Annotated in this window: 19 protein-coding genes; 9 read left to right on the forward strand and 10 right to left on the reverse strand. The window is 53.2% G+C overall.

Annotation, left to right across the window (positions count from 1 at the left end):
• Positions 1-17: 17 nt before the first annotated feature.
• A complete protein-coding gene (crp, locus tag I2D83_RS02095; protein WP_004090925.1) occupies positions 18-650 on the reverse strand; it encodes a cAMP-activated global transcriptional regulator CRP in 633 nt (210 codons plus the stop codon).
• A 373-nt stretch (positions 651-1,023) separates the two neighbouring features.
• Here crp and I2D83_RS02100 point away from each other — a divergent pair, with 373 nt between their 5' ends.
• Positions 1,024-1,431 (forward strand): OsmC family protein, encoded by a 408-nt coding sequence (locus tag I2D83_RS02100; RefSeq protein ID WP_015841952.1) that lies wholly within the window; start codon positions 1,024-1,026, stop codon positions 1,429-1,431.
• 113 nt (positions 1,432-1,544) lie between these two features.
• Here I2D83_RS02100 and I2D83_RS02105 read toward each other — a convergent pair whose 3' ends face one another.
• The 3 genes from I2D83_RS02105 to I2D83_RS02115 all read right to left on the reverse strand — a co-directional run bounded on the left by I2D83_RS02105 (position 1,545) and on the right by I2D83_RS02115 (position 3,782).
• Positions 1,545-2,414, reverse strand: coding sequence for a phosphoribulokinase (locus I2D83_RS02105; RefSeq protein WP_015841951.1), 870 nt, complete (start codon positions 2,412-2,414; stop codon positions 1,545-1,547).
• Positions 2,415-2,539: 125 nt separating this feature from the next.
• The gene (locus tag I2D83_RS02110) at positions 2,540-2,776 is read right to left on the reverse strand and encodes a YheU family protein (protein ID WP_015841950.1); all 237 of its coding nucleotides are present in this window, start codon (positions 2,774-2,776) and stop codon (positions 2,540-2,542) included.
• Position 2,777: 1 nt separating this feature from the next.
• Complete coding sequence (locus tag I2D83_RS02115) at positions 2,778-3,782, reverse strand: hydrolase (protein WP_194431186.1); 1,005 nt, start codon at positions 3,780-3,782, stop codon at positions 2,778-2,780.
• A gap of 106 nt (positions 3,783-3,888) precedes the next feature.
• Here I2D83_RS02115 and I2D83_RS02120 point away from each other — a divergent pair, with 106 nt between their 5' ends.
• Complete coding sequence (locus I2D83_RS02120; protein WP_015841948.1) at positions 3,889-4,491, forward strand: LysE family translocator; 603 nt, start codon at positions 3,889-3,891, stop codon at positions 4,489-4,491.
• 64 nt (positions 4,492-4,555) lie between these two features.
• Here the strand turns inward: I2D83_RS02120 and I2D83_RS02125 are convergent, their stop codons facing one another.
• Positions 4,556-6,463 (reverse strand): ABC transporter ATP-binding protein, encoded by a 1,908-nt coding sequence (locus tag I2D83_RS02125; protein ID WP_205947456.1) that lies wholly within the window; start codon positions 6,461-6,463, stop codon positions 4,556-4,558.
• 125 nt (positions 6,464-6,588) lie between these two features.
• On the opposite strand from I2D83_RS02125, the gene kefG reads away from it, so the two are divergent.
• The 4 genes from kefG (at position 6,589) to slyD (ending at position 10,044) form a co-directional block, all read left to right on the forward strand.
• Positions 6,589-7,140 carry a glutathione-regulated potassium-efflux system ancillary protein KefG gene (gene kefG / locus I2D83_RS02130; RefSeq protein WP_015841946.1) on the forward strand — a complete coding sequence of 184 codons (552 nt, stop codon included), beginning with the start codon at positions 6,589-6,591 and terminating at the stop codon, positions 7,138-7,140.
• A gap of 1 nt (position 7,141) precedes the next feature.
• A complete protein-coding gene (gene kefB, locus I2D83_RS02135; protein WP_205947457.1) occupies positions 7,142-8,953 on the forward strand; it encodes a glutathione-regulated potassium-efflux system protein KefB in 1,812 nt (603 codons plus the stop codon).
• A gap of 190 nt (positions 8,954-9,143) precedes the next feature.
• Complete coding sequence (locus tag I2D83_RS02140; RefSeq protein WP_180779223.1) at positions 9,144-9,338, forward strand: YheV family putative zinc ribbon protein; 195 nt, start codon at positions 9,144-9,146, stop codon at positions 9,336-9,338.
• Positions 9,339-9,459: 121 nt separating this feature from the next.
• On the forward strand, positions 9,460-10,044 hold the full coding sequence (gene slyD, locus I2D83_RS02145; RefSeq protein WP_015841943.1) for a peptidylprolyl isomerase: 585 nt from the start codon (positions 9,460-9,462) through the stop codon (positions 10,042-10,044).
• A gap of 103 nt (positions 10,045-10,147) precedes the next feature.
• On the opposite strand, the gene I2D83_RS02150 is transcribed toward slyD, so the two are convergent.
• Complete coding sequence (locus I2D83_RS02150) at positions 10,148-10,366, reverse strand: protein SlyX (RefSeq protein WP_015841942.1); 219 nt, start codon at positions 10,364-10,366, stop codon at positions 10,148-10,150.
• 282 nt (positions 10,367-10,648) lie between these two features.
• Here I2D83_RS02150 and fkpA point away from each other — a divergent pair, with 282 nt between their 5' ends.
• Positions 10,649-11,467 (forward strand): FKBP-type peptidyl-prolyl cis-trans isomerase, encoded by an 819-nt coding sequence (gene fkpA, locus I2D83_RS02155; RefSeq protein WP_205947458.1) that lies wholly within the window; start codon positions 10,649-10,651, stop codon positions 11,465-11,467.
• 152 nt (positions 11,468-11,619) lie between these two features.
• Here the strand turns inward: fkpA and pdxR are convergent, their stop codons facing one another.
• Complete coding sequence (gene pdxR, locus I2D83_RS02160) at positions 11,620-13,119, reverse strand: MocR-like pyridoxine biosynthesis transcription factor PdxR (RefSeq protein WP_205947459.1); 1,500 nt, start codon at positions 13,117-13,119, stop codon at positions 11,620-11,622.
• Positions 13,120-13,222: 103 nt separating this feature from the next.
• Between pdxR and I2D83_RS02165 the strand changes: the two genes are divergently transcribed.
• A complete protein-coding gene (locus I2D83_RS02165; protein ID WP_205947460.1) occupies positions 13,223-14,035 on the forward strand; it encodes a YggS family pyridoxal phosphate-dependent enzyme in 813 nt (270 codons plus the stop codon).
• A 32-nt stretch (positions 14,036-14,067) separates the two neighbouring features.
• Positions 14,068-15,339 (forward strand): serine hydroxymethyltransferase, encoded by a 1,272-nt coding sequence (glyA, locus tag I2D83_RS02170; protein ID WP_205947461.1) that lies wholly within the window; start codon positions 14,068-14,070, stop codon positions 15,337-15,339.
• Positions 15,340-15,410: 71 nt separating this feature from the next.
• Here the strand turns inward: glyA and pmrB are convergent, their stop codons facing one another.
• Genes pmrB through eptA form a run of 3 tightly spaced genes read right to left on the reverse strand, consistent with a single transcriptional unit; the run spans position 15,411 to position 18,807 of the window.
• Entirely contained in the window at positions 15,411-16,499 is a 1,089-nt protein-coding gene (pmrB, locus tag I2D83_RS02175; protein WP_015841937.1) for a two-component system sensor histidine kinase PmrB, read from the reverse strand.
• A complete protein-coding gene (gene pmrA, locus I2D83_RS02180; RefSeq protein ID WP_015841936.1) occupies positions 16,496-17,164 on the reverse strand; it encodes a two-component system response regulator PmrA in 669 nt (222 codons plus the stop codon). The genes pmrB and pmrA overlap by 4 nt, the downstream gene beginning before the upstream one ends.
• A complete protein-coding gene (gene eptA / locus I2D83_RS02185) occupies positions 17,161-18,807 on the reverse strand; it encodes a phosphoethanolamine transferase EptA (protein ID WP_181845294.1) in 1,647 nt (548 codons plus the stop codon). The genes pmrA and eptA overlap by 4 nt, the downstream gene beginning before the upstream one ends.
• Between the last annotated feature and the right edge of the window lie 166 nt (positions 18,808-18,973).

Raw genomic sequence — 18,973 nt, forward strand, 5'->3', positions numbered from 1 at the left:
GGTACAGCGACAGGGATTTAGCGAGTGCCGTAAACGACAATCGTTTTACCGTGCGCAGAGATCAGGTTCTGGTCTTCTAACATTTTCAGAATGCGGCCCACGGTTTCGCGCGAGCAGCCAACGATTTGCCCAATTTCCTGACGGGTAATTTTTATTTGCATGCCATCTGGATGCGTCATGGCATCAGGTTGTTTGGCCAGGTTGAGTAGGGTTTGGGCAATACGGCCGGTCACATCAAGGAAGGCGAGGTTGCCGACTTTCTCTGAGGTAACCTGGAGTCTGCTGGCCATTTGCGCAGACAGACGCATGAGAATATCAGGGTTAACCTGGATGAGCTGGCGGAATTTTTTATAGGAAATTTCAGCCACTTCACAGGCGGTTTTTGCCCGCACCCAAGCGCTGCGCTCCTGACCTTCTTCAAACAGGCCGAGCTCGCCGATAAAATCGCCCTGATTGAGGTAGGAAAGAATCATTTCCTTGCCTTCTTCATCTTTGATTAGCACTGCGACAGAGCCTTTCACGATGTAGTAAAGCGTTTCTGCTTTTTCACCTTGGTGAATAAGCGTGCTCTTCGATGGATACTTGTGGATATGACAATGGGAAAGGAACCATTCGAGAGTTGGGTCTGTCTGCGGTTTGCCGAGAACCATTCGCTATCATCCTCTGTTGTAATTCACTGCGCAAATTACAGGGGTCAGAGTTCCCTGTACGGCGTGTTTAACTGCTAAAAAATAAAATTCAGTCTAGGCAGAATGACGTCAGGGAATATACTGGAACCACTGTACCCTTGATTTTCCGGTTGCTGCCTTGCTGCAACGTAAACGTGGCTGGGTATATCTGGCTACGTCATCATCTTCTTCGTTTCTGGCTTTGTCCAGAAAAGGTCTATTCTATTTTCGTTTTAACACAGCTTTAAGGACGTGTCTTGTGTTGTCTCGCTTCAGCATGACAAAGCTCTGATTAACGCTGGTTTTTGTACAGTAACGGTATAAATTTTCAAAAAATTTTTAGTGGAGAGGCACCATGCAGGCACGGGTAAAATGGGTTGAAGGCTTAACGTTTTTGGGCGAATCCGCATCAGGGCACCAGATATTGATGGACGGCAATTCCGGCGATAAAGCGCCCAGTCCGATGGAAATGGTGTTGATGTCTGTGGGGGGATGCAGCGCGATTGATGTGGTGTCGATTCTGCAAAAAGGCCGTAACGATGTGGCAGATTGTGAAGTGAAATTGACGTCAGAGCGCCGTTCGGAAGCGCCGCGTTTATTTACTCATATCAATCTGCATTTTATCGTCACGGGGAAAGGGCTGACCGATAAAGCCGTCGAGCGCGCGGTCGCCCTGTCTGCGGAAAAATACTGCTCTGTCGCATTGATGCTGGGCAAAGCCGTTGAGGTAACGCACAGCCACGAAATTAGAGTGCTGGAATAATCCCTTTCTCTGGGCACTCATTCTGGTCACTTAAGCCTGTTATTAGGGGAAACATAGGGGGAGGTTCCCGTAGGGAGGACTCACCCCTGTGGTCGCCCCGTGTATCTCGATGCTTATTCGATGGTTTTCCCTTCCATTAACCGCTGCACCAGCGGTGCCATGATGAGCTCCATTGCCAGCCCCATTTTCCCGCCGGGAACGACCAACGTGTTGATATGGGAGATAAACGAGCCCTGCAACATGGCGAGCAGATAGGGATAATCAATGTTATCCAACCCCTGAAAGTGAATCACAACGAAGCTTTCATCCAGCGAGGGAATCGATTTGGCGGCGAATGGGTTGGAGGTGTCCACGGTAGGCACGCGCTGGAAGTTGATGTGTGTGCGAGAGAACTGTGGGGTGATGTAGGTGATGTAGTCTTCCATTGAGCGGACGACGGAATCCATCACCGCTTCACGCGAGTGGCCGCGCTCATTAACGTCACGAATCAGCTTTTGGATCCATTCCAGGTTGACGATTGGCACCACGCCGACGAGTAAATCCACATGCTGCGCCACGTCGTTTTGCTCGGTGACTACGCCACCGTGCAGCCCTTCATAGAACAGGATATCGGTGGGTTCCGGCATCGGCTCCCACGGCGTGAATGTTCCAGGAACCTGATTATAGGGAATGGCTTCATCGTAAGTATGAAGGTATTTACGCGTCTGGCCGCGGCCATGCAGGCCATATTCGATAAACGACTGTTCCAGCAGGCTGAAGTCATTCGCTTCCGGTCCGAAGTAGCTGATGTGGCGCCCTAAATCACGCGCTTTGCGAATCGCCATGTCCATTTCCGGGCGGGTATAGCGGTGAAAGCTATCGCCTTCCAACTGAGCGGCGCGCAGGTCAAACTGCTGAAAAATCTTACGGAAGGCCAGACTGGTTGTCGTGGTTCCCGCCCCGCTGGAGCCGGTAACCGCAATGATCGGATGCTGATGTGACATAAGACGCGTAACTCCGTGATCGCGATGCACGCATAGGCCGAGAGCCTGCGCGCATCCTCAAAAATGACGTAAGTTTTTATCATTGTTAGCATGTTTGGCGCATTCTTTCACGCCTTTCGGCATGCTCAATAGGGGGCATGCCCTCCGGCATTGAACTGGTCGCGCGGCATAATATTGAGGGTCTCATGTAACTCAGACCACACCAGCACCACCTCGCCGGACTTGAGCTGTCTGCGAATATCTTCCACTTTCTGCGCCAGCGACCACTCCTGTTCGCCGTAATCGGTGCCCTCCCGCAGGACGAAAGATTCGATGATGTTATCCAGCGTTTCTGGATCGAGCTGTTGCCAGGGAATAATCACGCTAGGGTTCCTGAGTCAAAGGGGAATCGGTGGCGTGGTCCAAAAATGGGCTAAGCCAGTTGGGAATGCGCTGTTCCAGCCACATTTTCGGTTTCAGCAGCGTTCCACTGACGAAACCAACATGCCCGCCGTGTTCTGTTAGCTGATATTCAATATTAGACGGTAACTGCGACAGATCGGGAATCACCTCTGACGTCATGAAAGGATCGTCCTTCGCATGGATGATTAGCAGCGGTGTGCGAATCTGAGGCAACAGCGGCAGGGCGCTACAGCGTCGATAGTAGTCGGCGGCATCGTGGAAACCGTGAATACGTGACGTAATGACGTCATCAAACTCGCGTAACTGGCGGATGCGTTTCAGTTGCGGCAACTGAATCGGCAGCGTGTCCGGGTAGGCTGCCAGCTTGCGGCCGGCATTTTGTTTCAGCAGTCGCAGCAGGTAGTGCTGATAGACGCGGGAGAAGCCTTGCTCCATGCGACGGCTACAGGGTTCGAGCATCAATGGCGCGGAAACAATGACGGCAGCAGAGAGATAACAGGATTCGCCTTGCTGCGCGAGCAGATAGGCCAGCATATTGCCACCGAGGGACACGCCGATGGCGGCGGTAGGCGCATCGCCCAGCGTCTCTTGCATCCAGCGCAGGAAATAGCTGGCATCGCTGGTTTCGCCGGAGTGATAAATACGCTTCATCCGGTTGGGTTTTCCGCTGCACCCACGAAAATGCATGACGACGGCCAGCCAGCCGCGCTGTTTACAGGCATGCAGCAGGCCGTGGGCGTAGGGGCTATGAAAGCTGCCTTCCAGCCCGTGGAACAGGACCACGCGCGGTTTGTGCCGCGCCTGTTCGGGCGCTTCGCTCCACGCCAGATCGACGAAATCGCCGTCCGGTAACTCAAGGGGCTGCCAGACTGGCGAAAACTGCGCGTGACGGCGAATCAGACGCGGCAATAGCGTTTGCAGGTGCGGGTTATGCGCGCCGCTCAGCGGATGAAAATGGTCATACATAAAGGATATAGAAATCTTGTTGTCGGCTCTTGTACGATCAATATCACACTGTTAGCTTCAATGCTGCCAGTTGGTACGACATTTGGGTCAGGAGCGCCCACAAATAATGGAACTGAGTTTATTTCTGTCGATGTTAGGGTTTTTGTGGGTGGCGGCCATCACGCCGGGGCCGAATAATATGCTGTTGACCACCTCGGGCGCGAATTTTGGTTTTATGCGTTCACTGTGGCTGATGATCGGCATCATGCTGGGCATGCAGAGTATTTTGCTGCTGGTGGCATTCGGCGTCGGTGGCTTGATTCTGATTTATCCTTCGCTGCACTTTATCCTGAAAGTCCTCGGTAGTGCCTATCTGCTTTGGCTGGCGTGGAAAATCGCCACGGCGGCTTACGAACGGCTGGAAACGTCCGTTGCGCCGCCCAAGCCGATCCGGCTTTATCAGGGGTGGTTACTGCAATTCCTGAACCCGAAAGCGTGGCTCATGGCGTTGGGCGCGGTGGCCAGTTTTAGTCTGGCGGGTGAAGAGTATAACCATTCCGTGATCGCAATAAGCATCGGGATTGTGCTGGTCAATCTGGTGTCCGGTGTTATCTGGCTCGGATTTGGCACGATCATTGGGCGACTGCTGCGCAGTAAGAAAGCGTGGATTATCTTCAATGTGTCAATGGGGCTGCTGACCGCTGCCTGCGTGCTATTGATTTGGCATTAATGCTGGTGCGATAACGTCGCGAGCGGTGTTTCGCTCGCGACTCCTTAGACGAGAGATACCGTATTTACTCGCTCTGCATCATCTGCTCTAGCTGTTCCTGCGCATCCAGCCAGGATAGCTCCGTTTCTTCCAGCTCAATTTTGACTTTGGTTTGTTGTTGCAGGCAGTCGGTGAGTTCGGCCTTGCGGCTGATGTCGTAGATGGCGCTGTCCGCCAGTCGGGCTTCAAGCTCTGCCAGCGTTTCTCCCAGCTTTTCCATCTGCTGTTCAAGCTTGGTGATTTGTTTACGCAGCGGCTGGGTTTGCGTTCTCAACTCGGCTTCGCGACGTTTCTGATCTTTTCTGCCCTGCGCGCTGTTGGCGATATTTTCTTTTGGCGTTTCAGCGGCCGCATTTTCCTGACGTTGCAGGCCGACCAGCCACTGTTGGTAGTCTTCCAAATCGCCGTCGAATGGCTCCACTTTTTGGTCGTGTACCAGATAGAGATCGTCAGTAGTCGAACGGATCAAGTGTCGATCGTGCGAAACGACAACCAGCGCGCCTTCAAAATCAATTAACGCTTCGGTCAATGCCTGACGCATATCCAGATCGAGGTGGTTGGTCGGTTCATCGAGCAGCAGGAGATTTGGACGCTGCCAGACGATCAGCGCCAATACCAGACGGGCTTTTTCGCCGCCGGAGAAGCGCTCGGTGATCTCAGTGACCTTATCGCCCTGAAAACCAAAGCCGCCGAGGTAGTCACGCAGTTGTTGTTCCGTTTCCCGCTCTGCCAGACGCACCAGATGCTGCAAAGGCGACTCGTCCGCACGCAAAAACTCTAACTGATGCTGGGCGAAGTAACCGAGCTTCACGCCCTTCGCCAGTCCGATTTCCCCTTTCAGCGGGGCAAGCGTGCCAGCAAGCAATTTGATTAGCGTGGATTTACCCGCGCCGTTATGGCCGAGCAGCCCGATGCGCGAACCCGGTACTAGATTGAGTTTAATCGATTCCAGAATCAGCTTGTCGCCATAGCCTGCGCTGACCTTTTCCATCTTCATTAAGGGATTGGGCAACGATTCCGGGGCACGAAAGCTGAAGCGGAAAGGGTTATCGACATGCGCTGGTGCAATCAGCTCCATGCGTTCCAGCATTTTTATCCGACTTTGTGCCTGCTTGGCTTTGGTTGCCTTCGCACGGAAGCGGTCAATATAGTGTTGCAGGTGCGCGACACGCTCCTGCTGGTGTTCATAGAGCGACTGTTGCTGTGCGAGACGGGTGGCACGCTGGCGTTCAAACGAAGAATAGTTGCCAGTGTATTCGTTGAGCGACTGCTGCTCGATGTGCAGAATTTTGGTCACGACCGGATCGAGGAAATCGCGGTCGTGCGAAATGAGTACCAGCGTGCCAGCATAGTTTTTCAACCACTTTTCCAGCCAGATAACCGCGTCCAGATCGAGGTGGTTAGTCGGTTCATCGAGCAGGAGCAGATCGGAGCGACAGATCAGCGCCTGCGCCAGATTCAGACGCATCCGCCAACCGCCGGAAAAGGCGCTGACAGGCTGCTGTAACTGTGACTGAGAAAAACCGAGTCCGTTGAGCAGGCTTGAGGCTCTGGCCTGAATTGTCCAGGCCTGAATCGCATCCAGCTTGCCGTGCAGTGTGGCAATGGCATTGCCGTCATTCTCTTCATTTGCGGTCTGCAACGCGGCTTCCAGTTGGCGGAACTCGCGGTCGCCGTCAATCACGTAGTCCAGCGCGGGCTTGTCCAGCGCAGGCGTTTCCTGATTGACCCAGGCCAGTGACCAGTTTTGCGGGAAGGTCGCGCTGCCGCCATCGGCGCTGATTTCACCTTTCAGTAAAGACAGCAGGGTAGATTTACCACAGCCGTTCTTGCCCACCAGACCAACTTTCTGGCCGGGATTAACTGTTGCTGTCGCGTTGTCGATCAGAACGCGTACACCACGTCGAATTTGCAGCGAAGAGAAAACAATCATAAAGCGCCGTATGTTCAGAGTATGTTAAATTATGGACATCTCAGGACACGCGGTGTCCTGTTTTTAGTCGTTGCGCAGCATGGTAACGGAAAACAATTATCATGACGACGCTTTGGAGGGGAATGATGTCGCAGCCACCGAAGATTTTGCTGCTGTATGCCCATCCGGAACCACAGGATTCGGTAGCAAACCGGGTCTTATTGCAACCGGCACAGCAGTTGGCGAATGTAACCGTGCACGATCTTTACGCGCACTATCCTGATTTTTTTATCGATATTCATCATGAACAACAGCTGCTGCGTGAGCATCAGGTCATTGTTTTCCAACATCCATTTTATACCTACAGCTGTCCGGCTTTGCTGAAAGAGTGGCTCGATAGGGTGCTATCCCGCGGCTTTGCCAATGGGATTGGCGGTAATGCGCTGGCGGGGAAATACTGGCGTTCGGTGATTACGACCGGTGAGCCGGAAGATGCCTACCATCCTGACGGGAACAACCGTTACCCGATGGAAGATTTGCTCCGTCCGTTTGAGCTGACGGCGGCAATGTGCCGTATGCATTGGATGCACCCCATGATTGTTTACTGGGCGCGTCGTTTACAGCCCGATGTGTTGTCGAGTCAAGCCAGAGCTTACGGTGAATGGCTAGCCTCCCCTTTACCTGAAGAGGAACGCTAATATGGAGAGTTCCGCGCTACTGACCGCCGGAGTCTTGTTTTTGTTTGTGGCGGTTGTAGCCGTACCGATTGCTGCCCGATTAGGTATTGGTGCCGTACTGGGCTATTTGATCGCCGGGATCGCCATTGGCCCTTGGGGACTCGGCTTTATCCGTGATGTGGACGCTATCCTGCACTTCTCGGAACTGGGCGTCGTTTTCCTGATGTTCATCATCGGCCTGGAATTGAATCCCTCGAAGCTCTGGACGCTGCGTCGCTCGATCTTTGGTGTTGGTGCGGCTCAGGTTGGCCTGAGTACGCTGCTTTTAGGCGGTGCCTTGTATCTGACTGACTTCTCGTGGCAGTCCGCGTTGATTGGCGGTGTTGGATTGGCGATGTCGTCAACGGCCATGGCGTTACAGCTGATGCGTGAAAAGGGCATGAACCGTAGCGAGTCCGGGCAGCTTGGCTTCTCTGTCCTGCTGTTTCAGGATTTGGCCGTTATCCCTGCGTTGGCGCTGATTCCGATTCTGGCGGGTGTGCAGGGCGATTTTGGCGATTGGGAACGGATTGGTCTGAAGGTTGCCGCGTTTCTCGGCATGCTAATCGGTGGCCGCTATCTGGTGCGTCCGCTGTTCCGCTTTATTGCGGCATCCGGCGTGCGTGAGGTGTTTACCGCCGCCGCGCTGTTGCTGGTGCTCGGTTCCGCGCTGTTTATGGAAACGTTAGGGCTTTCCATGGCGCTAGGCACCTTTATTGCCGGTATTCTGCTGGCGGAAAGCGAGTATCGGCATGAACTGGAAATTGCCATTGAGCCGTTTAAAGGCTTGCTGCTGGGGTTGTTCTTCATCTCCGTGGGGATGGCGCTAAACCTCGGCATCCTCTATACCCACATCGTAAAGATTATGGTGGCGGTATTGGTGCTGGTGGCGGTGAAAGCGGCGGTCCTTTATTTCCTTGCGCGGGTTAACCGGATGCGCCGCTCTGAACGTTTGCAGTTTGCCGGTGTGCTGAGTCAGGGCGGCGAGTTCGCTTTCGTCCTGTTTTCCGCAGCGACTTCATTCAACGTATTGAAAGGTGAACAGTTGCCGCTGTTACTGGTGACGGTAACGCTGTCGATGATGACGACACCGCTGCTGATGCAGTTGATCGACCGTATTCTGGCGCGTCGTTATAACGTACAAGATGTGCCGGATGAGAAACCGTATGTTGAAGACGATGAGCCGCAGGTGATTGTGGTGGGATTCGGACGTTTCGGACAGGTGATCAGCCGTTTGCTCATGGCGAACAAAATGCGGATTACGGTGTTGGAGCGGGATATCAGCGCGGTAAGCCTGATGCGCAGCTATGGCTATAAGGTTTACTATGGTGATGCCACGGAACTGGAACTGCTGCGTTCGGCGGGCGCGGATAAAGCGCGGTCAATTGTGATCACCTGTAATGCGCCAGAAGACACGATGGAGATTGTACATCTCTGTCAGCAGCATTTTCCGAATCTGGAAATTCTGGCACGGGCACGCGGACGTGTTGAAGCCCATGAACTGTTGCAGACGGGCGTCAGACATTTTTCGCGTGAAACCTTTTCCAGCGCGTTAGAGCTGGGGCGGAAAACGCTGGTGACGCTGGGTATGCACCCCCATCAGGCGATGCGTGCGCAGCAGCACTTCCGCCGGCTGGATATGCGCATGCTGCGCGAATTGATGCCGCAGCTGACGGGAGATGTCGCACAAATCTCCCGTGTGAAAGAAGCCCGCCGTGAGTTGGAAGACATTTTCCAGCGGGAAATGCAGCGCGAGCGCCGTCGGCCTAGTGTATGGGATGAGGACGACGAGTAAGAACCTATTCTCTAGGCTATTTTACTTGCCATTTTGAACCTGGGCAGTGCTCGAAATCCTCACGTACTACGTGTACGCTCCGGTTTCTGTGCGCTGTCCGAGTCCAAACTGTCTGCGCCAATAACGCCTAGTAGAATAGGTTCTAGATTTCAGGTTCTAGATTTTAGGGCGGAGATGAATGGGAGTTATCATGCGTAAACGCTTTATTGCAGGGGCAGTATGCCCGACATGTCAGGCGCAGGACACGCTGGCGGTGGGACGCGAGGATGACGTCGAGGTGGTGGTGTGCGTGAAGTGCGGATACCGCCAGAGTCAGACTGAAGAACCTGCTACGGTATCTGCCCCGCAGGCTAACGAGATCATCGGGATCTTCCGGCCTGAATGAGGGAGACGTGTCCATGATGGCATTGTCATCAACCGTCGACGTTTTTTGATTCCGGACGGTACATAGGGACATTTTTCAGCTACAATTTGCGCCAGTTTGCATTCCAACGGTAGGAGATATCATGAAAGTAGCAAAAGATCTGGTGGTCAGCCTGGCCTATCAGGTACGTACAGAAGACGGTGTGTTGGTTGATGAGTCTCCGGTGAGCGCGCCGTTGGACTATCTGCATGGTCACGGTTCCCTGATTTCTGGTCTGGAAAAAGCGTTGGAAGGCCGTGAAGCAGGTGAGAAGTTTGATGTGAACATCGGTTCAAACGACGCTTACGGCAACTATGATGAGAATCTGGTTCAGCGCGTACCGAAAGATGTCTTTATGGGCGTGGACGAACTGCAAGTTGGCATGCGTTTCCTGGCTGAGACCGATCAGGGTCCAGTGCCAGTTGAAATCACCGAAGTTGAAGACGACCACGTTGTTGTCGACGGTAACCACATGCTGGCTGGCCAGAACCTGAGCTTCAATGTTGAAGTGGTTGCTATTCGTGAAGCAACGGAAGAAGAGCTGGCGCACGGTCACGTTCATGGTGAACACGATCATGAACACGGCGACGGCTGCTGTGGCGGTCATGGCCATGATCACGACCACGATCACGGTCACCAGCACGGTAAAGGCGGCTGCGGCGGCCACGGTGGATGCGGTTGCCACTAATTAGTCGTAGCGCATAAAAAAAACCTCAGGTTGATGATTATCACCTGAGGTTTTTTTATATCTGGCCAGCAGTACTGAGTGCTGACCTGACGGGGTGCCGATCTCAATAATGCGGTGGCGGCGTCTCTTCAGATTGGGGGGCAACGAGCGAGGTTTGCTGGTTGCGTACCCTGTCGGTGAGTAGGCGTACGTGTTCGCGCAGGCGGCTAATTTCCCGCTCGTGTTGAATCACTGTTTGGTTAAGCTCTTCTATGGTGACTTCCTGAAAAGCCTGTCGGCTTTCCAGCTGTTCGAGTCGTTCTTCAAGTGCTGATGGTGACATCGCTATTCCCCTTACTTCTTGTTACCCGCGAGTTTGTCAGAAAGCGGAAACTTCTGGTAGTAAAAACGGTCGCAGTAGGGCGCAATGGGCTATCCAGAGTAGGGCATATTGATGCCAGATGGCCTTAGGACGACACAAATGATGTCGGAAAAGCTTCCTGACGTTTTTTATCAAAGGATTGTCGAGTGCGTCGTTGTGTTGTCTTCGTCCGCACAGTTATAGTAGGCGCGAATGTATTTTAATGATGGCTGGAGCGTGTTGCTCCAGATGCTGGAGAAATGGATGAAATCACTGTTTAAAGTAACGCTGTTAGCAACAACGATGGCTCTGGCTCTGAACGCAGGCCAGGTTTTGGCGGCAGACAAGGCGCAGGCGTCTGACAATACTGCGGCAGCTAAATTCAAGAACGATGAGCAGGCAGCAGCTTATGCGTTAGGTGCATCTTTAGGGCGTTATATGGATAACTCTCTGAAAGAGCAAGAAAAATTAGGCATTAAGCTGGATAAAGAGCAGCTGATTGCCGGCGTGCAGGATGCTTTTGCTGACAAGAGCAAGCTGACTGACGAAGAAATCGAGAAAACGCTGCAAGGTTTTGAAGGCAAAGTTAAAGCCGCCGCTGAAGCCAAAATGAAGCAAGATGCGAAAGATAACGCGGACAAAGGTACTAAGTATCTTGAGTCCTTCGCCAAAGAAAAAGGCGTGAAGAAAACGGCATCTGGCCTTCTGTATCAGGTTGAGAAAGAAGGTAGCGGCAATGCGCCGAAAGACAGCGATACCGTTGTGGTTAACTACAAAGGTACCCTGGTTGACGGTAGCGAGTTCGACAACTCCTACAAACGTGGTGAGCCACTTTCTTTCCGTCTGGACGGTGTGATTCCTGGCTGGACCGAAGGCCTGAAACACGTTAAGAAAGGCGGCAAAATCAAGCTGGCTATCCCACCAGCACTGGCTTATGGCGAAAACGGCGTGCCTGGCATTCCGGCTAACTCCACGCTGGTGTTCGACGTTGAACTGCTGGACATTAAATCTGAAGCTGACCTGAAAGCAGCGGATGACGCGAAAGCTGAAAAACCAGCAGTTGAAGAGAAAGCGGCTAAATAAGCATTGCTATCGCCGTGATATGACCGCAGGTTTCGGCCTGCGGTTTTTCTGCGATCTCATACCTTTCCCCGTAAACGTCTTTTAATAACGCTCATCTTCGGCCTGATTGATATTTTCCCCCTAGCCGTGATGGTTTCATCCGCTGCCATCCCTCATCGACACAGTGCACGTAACACCTTCGCTAATGTCTTGACGGCAATGTCCAGTTCATGCGGCGCGTGGGCGGCAAATCCCATAAGGAAACCGGCTTTATGCTGACCCGACGCTGCATACAGCGCGGTTAGCCCCAGCAGGTCGATACCGGCTCGGCGTGCGGATTCCACCGCGTCGTGCTCAGGAATGTCGCGGATGAACAGGCAGGGCATTTGCATGCCTCCGGTCGGCACCTGTGGTTCCACAAAGTCGGCCAGATGCTGACGGACCAACCGCGCCAGCACATCGCGGCGTTCCGCATAAACGGCGCGCATCGTGCGGACATAGGCGCCGAAATGTCCTCCTTCGATAAAACGTGCCAGCGTGAGCTGTGGAATGGGCGCGCTGTGCCCATCCATCAGGGTGCGGGCCACGGTCATCGGTGCAACCAGCTGTGGCGACAGAACCATATAGCCGATGCGCAGGCCGGGAAACAGCGATTTGGTGAAGGTGCCGATATAGATTGTGCGATCGTGCGAGTCGAGCCCCTGCACGCAGGCGGTAGGTTTGCCCGCATAGTGGAACTCGCTGTCGTAATCGTCTTCAATAATCCAGCTTTGGTGCTGCCAGGCCCATTCGATAACGGCCAGACGTCGATCCAGCGCCAGCGTTGCACCGGTGGGAAACTGGTGTGACGGCGTCAGGAATACGGCTTTCGTGGGCGTATTATATGCATTGCTTGCTTCAAGCAGATGTTCGACCTGCAAACCATCGGCGTCTAATGGGATTGGCACACACGCGAGTCCGGCCGCTTCGAATGCCTTGCGTGCGCCGTGGTATACGGGGTCTTCAAGAAAGATTCGATCGCCGGCATCCAGCAGGACATTCGCGCACAGGGTTAGCGCTTGCTGGGAACTGGTCAATACCAGCACACGATCGGGCGTAGCGCGAGCGCCCCGTTCGAGATTGACATAATCTGCGATGGCACGCCTTAACACTTCCATACCCTGCGGCGGGCTGTGCAGCAGCGCCCGTGTGCCATATTCTTTTAGTACCTGCCGTTCCAGCCGTTCCCATGTCTGGAGGGGAAAACTGCGTGTTTCTGGGACGCCGGGCGCGAACGCGCGTGGGATGATGAAATCGCGCACCCCGCCATTCTGGAACATGGCGCTACCGCGTTGACTGAGGCGCAGTTCTGCTTTGCTATCTCCCGTTTTCCGGGCTTTGCCCCGCCCTGGCAGACGTTTTGCCCGTTCTGACACGAAACTACCGCTGCCGATGCGGCGTTCGATAAATCCTTCCGCATGCAGCTGACTGTAAGCCGATTCGACTGTATCACGTGATACCCCCAATGATTTAGCCAGTGCGCGTGAGGCGGGTAAGGCTTTACCCACATCAAGAACACCATCGAGGATTAACTGGCGAATCGCCCGCTGGATGCGGGCGTGCAGTGGGAGGGCACCTTGTGCGGGGTCGCCAATCCAGGCTTTGACCGATTCAAGCTGGGCGTGTTTGAACAATTGGTCTGCCTCTTGTCAGGAAAATGGTGGGGAACATCCGGCTATTTTAAATCTATAAATGTGTTTCACAATCCATTCATTCTCTTCGTCAGGAGTTACGCTGATGCCGCTCTCTTCCGATACACCCACTCGCCACGACAGGCACGGTCGCTATCCCGAAGCCGCCACGGTTGAAGATTTCCAGATCAATCTGGCGGCGGTGCAGGCCCGCATTGAAGCGGCATGCCGCCGCGTCGATCGCGATCCCGCGACGGTACGACTGCTGCCAGTCAGCAAAACCAAGCCTGAAAGCCGCCTGCGCATGGCCCATATGGCGGGTTGTCGGGTATTGGGCGAGAACAAAGTGCAAGAGGCATACCGTAAATGGGAATCGATGCAGGACTTAGCCGACTTGCAGTGGTCGGTCATTGGGCACCTGCAAACCAACAAGGCGAAGCTAGTGGCACGCTTCGCTACCGAATTTCAGGCGCTGGACAGCCTGCGGCTGGCTGAAGCGCTGGATCGCCGATTACAGGTAGAAGGGCGCTCATTAGACGTATTCGTACAGGTGAATACCTCCGGTGAGGCCAGTAAATACGGCCTGTCTCCCGATGACGTACCGGCTTTTATTCAGGCACTTCCCACATTCTCTGCGCTACGTGTGCGTGGGCTCATGACGCTGGCGCTGTTCTCCAGCGAGGCCGAACGCGTGCGCCAGTGTTTTGTACGGTTGCGTCAGCTGCGTGAGCGATTGCAGCAAAATCTCCCGGCTGGCATCGATATGGATGAATTATCCATGGGGATGTCCGGCGATTTTGAAATAGCTATTGAGGAAGGCGCGAGCGTGGTGCGCGTCGGTCAGGCAATCTTTGGCGCCCGTCCGCTACCGGATAGCTACTACTGGCCTGACGAACCTCTCACACAATCACACGATTAAAAAACCAATGACTAACGCATAGGACAATGCCCATGTATGACGCTTCTCTTACCCTTACCGACTTCGACCCGGAGCTGGCCGACGCCATCCGGCATGAAGAACAGCGGCAGGAAACTCACATTGAACTTATCGCCTCAGAGAACTATGCCAGCCCGCTGGTGATGGCGATCCAGAACTCCGTGTTCACCAACAAATATGCGGAAGGCTACCCAGGCAAGCGCTACTACAGCGGCTGTGAGCATGTTGATGTGGCTGAACGTCTGGCGATAGAACGGGCTAAAGCGCTGTTTGACTGTGATTACGCTAACGTCCAGCCCCATGCCGGCGCGCAGGCTAATGCGGCGGTGTTTCTGGCATTGACTAATCCGGGCGATACCGTGATGGGTATGAATCTCGCTCAGGGCGGGCATCTGACCCACGGTAACCCCTCCAATTTCTCTGGTCGTCATTACAAGATCGTCCCTTATGGGTTAGATCCTGACACAGGGCTGATCGACTACGATGAAATGGAGCGTATTGCATTGGAAGCCCGGCCAAAGATGCTAATCGGCGGGTTTTCCGCCTATTCACGCCATAAGGATTGGGCACGTATGCGCGCGATTGCTGACAAGGTGGGCGCTATCTTCTGGGTGGACATGGCTCATGTTGCTGGCTTAGTGGCAGCGGGTGAATACCCGAATCCGCTCCCTCATGCGCATGTTGTGACCAGTACAACCCATAAGACTCTGCGCGGCCCGCGCGGTGGAATTATTTTAGCCAAAGGGCAGAGCGAGGAATTCTACAAAAAGCTTAACTCTGCCGTATTCCCCGGCATTCAGGGCGGTCCGTTGATGCACGTTATCGCCGCCAAAGCGGTGGCATTCAAGGAAGCGCTGCGCCCTGAATTCACGGTTTATCAGCGTCAGGTGGTGACCAACGCCTGTGCCATGGCGCGCGTCCTCCAACTGCGTGGCTACAAGATTGTCTCTGATGGCACCGACAACCACTTGTTACTGATTGACCTGTCCGCCAGACCCTATACTGGGAAGGATGCCGATGCTGCACTGAGCGAGGCTTACATCACGACAAACAAGAACTCGGTGCCTAACGATCCGCGTTCACCCTTTGTGACTTCAGGTCTGCGTATTGGAACGCCAGCCGTGACGACGCGCGGTTTTGGTGTGGCAGAGTGCGAGCAACTGGCGGGATGGCTATGTGACGTACTGGATGGGCTTGGTGAAGGGAATGACGCATTAACGGCGGTACGCGATCGTGTACGCCAGCAGGTAGTGGCGCTGTGCCGACGCTATCCTGTGTACCAATAACGCAGGCGAGGTTTGTGCACAGGGATGTGCCGTCTCACGGTTGATGAAATGTGTGGCCGCTGTTTTATTCTTCAGGCGGAATCGGGGTATTCGTCAGGCGTGGTTAGCACCACGCGGGCGAGGGCACCAGAACCTTGCGGTCGGTTGCAGAGGAAAAATTTCCCATTGTGCAATTGAGCAATGCGCGTCACGATACTCAGCCCGAGGCCGATACCACCATATCGGCTGTCCATACGCACAAACGCCTTACTTAATTCACCCACCTTGCTTTCATCGATACCCGGTCCTTCATCTTCGATCAGTAGTTCAAGGTGTTGTCGTGTAGTCAGGCTAACCGTGATCTGGCTTGCTTCCGGGCTATAGCGATAGGCATTTTCTACCAGATTACGTAACAACAACTGAAGTAACGTGGCATCACCGTGGAGAGTGACATCTTCCTGCGGTAATACCCATTTCAGCCTTTGCTGACGCTTTTGCAGCATCTCGGCCAACTCATCCTGCATGGGAAAAATGACGTCTTTCAGGAATGCGACATTTTCGTGGTGGCCTGCCGAAAATTCTTGTCCGACACGAGCAAGCAGCAAAAGCTGTTCCACCGTTTTCACCATTTTATCAATGCGCTTGATGAGCGAACTACAGTCAATCTGATGCTGTTGCTGATGTAATTCAAGATGCAGCCGGATACCGGCTAGTGGGGTTCGTAACTCATGGGCGACATCCGCAGTAAACTGCCTGTCGCGTTTCAACGTTTCGTCCAGACGCTGAAAAAGCTGGTTGATGGTGTGGGTGACGGCAGCGACTTCTTTAATATTGCTCTGCTGTGGTAGCGGCTCCAGGTTTTCGGCGGTGCGATCCTGTAATTCTTCCTGTAAGCGGGAAAGTGGGCGGGTGATCCAACTGACCGCCTGAAAACACATGAGCGACGTCAGGATGACCATCACCAGACTGGGGATACTGAGTGAGGCTATCGCCTCATTAATCTCTTGATCGATCTGCATATTCTGGGCAGTAGCGCTCAGAGATTTATCAACCAGCAGGCCGATCTGCTCTTCGCTTTCGTGCCACAGCCAGAATACGCTGATCATCTGACAAACGAGCAAGATGCCGCCCAGTGCCAGCACTAAGCGGCGACGCATACTGGTAACGGCATCGTCCTTCATGGTTGTTCACCTTTAGTCAGCAGATAGCCAAAGCCGCGTAGGGTTCGGATGCGGTCTTTTCCTATCTTCTGACGCAGATTATGGATATGTACTTCCAGTGAATTGGAGGACGGATCGTCGTTCCAGGCATAAATATCCTGGTGCAGAACCTCTCGGTGCACCTGAGAACCGGCTTTCAACACCAGCCGGGACAATATGGCAAACTCTTTCGGCGTTAGCACTATCGGCTTTTCGTCCAGCCACACCTGTTGATTGTTTAAATCCAACGTGATGTTGTCGACCTGTATCTTGCTGTTGCTTGAACCCTGATTGCGGCGAATCAGCGCGCGTACGCGCGCCTGTAATTCCGTCAGTGCGAAAGGCTTGGCGAGATAATCGTCTGCTCCCACATCCAGCCCGCTGACGCGATCGTTTACCTTATCGCGCGCCGTTAGGATGAGCACGGGATGCTGGTAGTTATTTTTACGCCAGCGAGAGAGCAGGGCGAGCCCGTCGTCGTCCGGTAAACCCAGATCGAGAATGACCAGGCTGTAGTGCGCGCTGCTGATGAGCGCGTCTGCTTCTTTGGCTGTGCCTGCGCAATCGCAGGCATAACCTTCATGACCCAACGCCAATAGCAATCCTTCCTGCAACAGCTTATCGTCTTCAACAATCAATAATTTCATGTTGCCTTATCCCTGCACGGCTGAAGGATATCGAGCTGAGGCTGATATTCTTTCGTGGCGATAGTAAACATCCCCAGTATGGTATGGAAAAGATTATCTTGCGAGTACTCCTGCTGTTTCGCGTTCTGGCGTAGACAGGTGTCCTGAATGGCCTGCTGTTGCTGGTAACCCGGTGATAACCACATCAGCATTGGCACGTGTGTTTGCTGCTTGGGCGCAATAGAGTAGGGCATGCTGTGCAGATAGATACCGTTCTCTCCTAGCGATTCGCCGTGGTCGGACAGGTAAACCAGCGAGGTATTAAATTTATCCTGATGCTGTTTCAGTAAATTGATCGCTTTATCCAGAACAAAATCGACATACAGGATCGTATTGTCATACGTGTTGGTCAGCGCTTCCTGCGTACAGGTTTGAATCTGATTGGTATCACAGGTTGGGGTAAATTTCTTAAAGGCGTCAGGGTAGCGCTGGTAATAGCTCGGGCCGTGACTGCCTATGGTGTGTAATACGATAATCCCGTCGTTATCGAGCTTATTGATATAGTCTTCGACGCCGTGGAATAACGCTTCATCGTGGCATTCGCCGCTGGTGCATAATCCCGGCAGTTTTAGCGATGTCACATCAACCATTGGCACACGCGTACAGACATCTTTGCAGCCGCCGTCATTTTCCTGCCAGAGCACGTTAACTTTTGCCCGTTGTAATATATCGAGCAACCCTTCCTGATGGCTGGCTAAGCCACCATCAAAGCCTTGGCGCGGCATGTTGGAAAACATGCACGGAACGGAAACACCTGTTGATGTGCCGCACGATGAGGTGTTGTCAAAATAAACCACGTTGTCTTTCGCCAGCAGCGGGTTGGTTTCCTTCTCATAGCCACCCAGCGAAAAGTTTTGTGCCCGTGATGTCTCGCCGACGACCAGAATAACCAGATTCTTTTTTGCCGTAGGGGATGACGATGGCACTTTGTGGGCATCCAGACCAATTTGTACCAACGGTAGATTAGCCAACGCGATGTGCTTATGGTAGGACAAGCTGGCTGCTACAATATTGCTGGGTGTAATCGCTTTTACCAACTCTTTGTTATTACGCATGAACGAGGCGTAATCTTTATAAAAGAACGCTGCGACAGATAAAATGGCGAATAACGAAATAATGACGCTAAGAAAGCGCATACCAATGTAGAGCGTCGTCGGTTTGGCTGGCTTTATTTTTATCCAGACGGCGAGCGCGGCGGGAATGACACCAATAAAGAATACCCAGGCGACAAGCTGTGGCGTAAGCAGTGAAAAAGATTCGCTAGCCGTTGTCTCCACAATATTCTGAACCATGGTGCGGTCAATGATAATGCCGTAGTTCAGCATGAAGTACTGCGCGGCGGCACCGGTCAGCAGGAAGAAAACAATGACGGCCTTACGCAGGTAAGGGACGGCAATCAGCGTGAAAATAATATTCAACGTCGTGAAAATCACAACGGGCATGCTGAGAAAGAACGGGATATTTATCCAGTCTGTCATGTCTAACAATTGCAGCGTCTGGCGGTAGTAGGCGATGTTCTGGACCAGAGTAATAAAGGCAGAAAAGATCAGCACGAACGTGATGCTGCTCAGGTGTGGTCTGCCCATCGGTATTGGTTTTTTCATACACGTCTCTCGTGATTTCCATGATGGAGAGGAAAGAAGACGCTGACTCTAGCGGGGTTAAATTAATACAACCTTAAGAGGGAGCCCGTTAAATTCAGGGACGCGAGAGTGGACATTTGCTAGACTATGTCCCTTGTCAATACAAAATAAATATACCCGTCATACT

The sequence above is a fragment of the Pectobacterium aroidearum genome, assembly GCF_015689195.1.
GTDB classification, from domain to species: domain Bacteria; phylum Pseudomonadota; class Gammaproteobacteria; order Enterobacterales; family Enterobacteriaceae; genus Pectobacterium; species Pectobacterium aroidearum.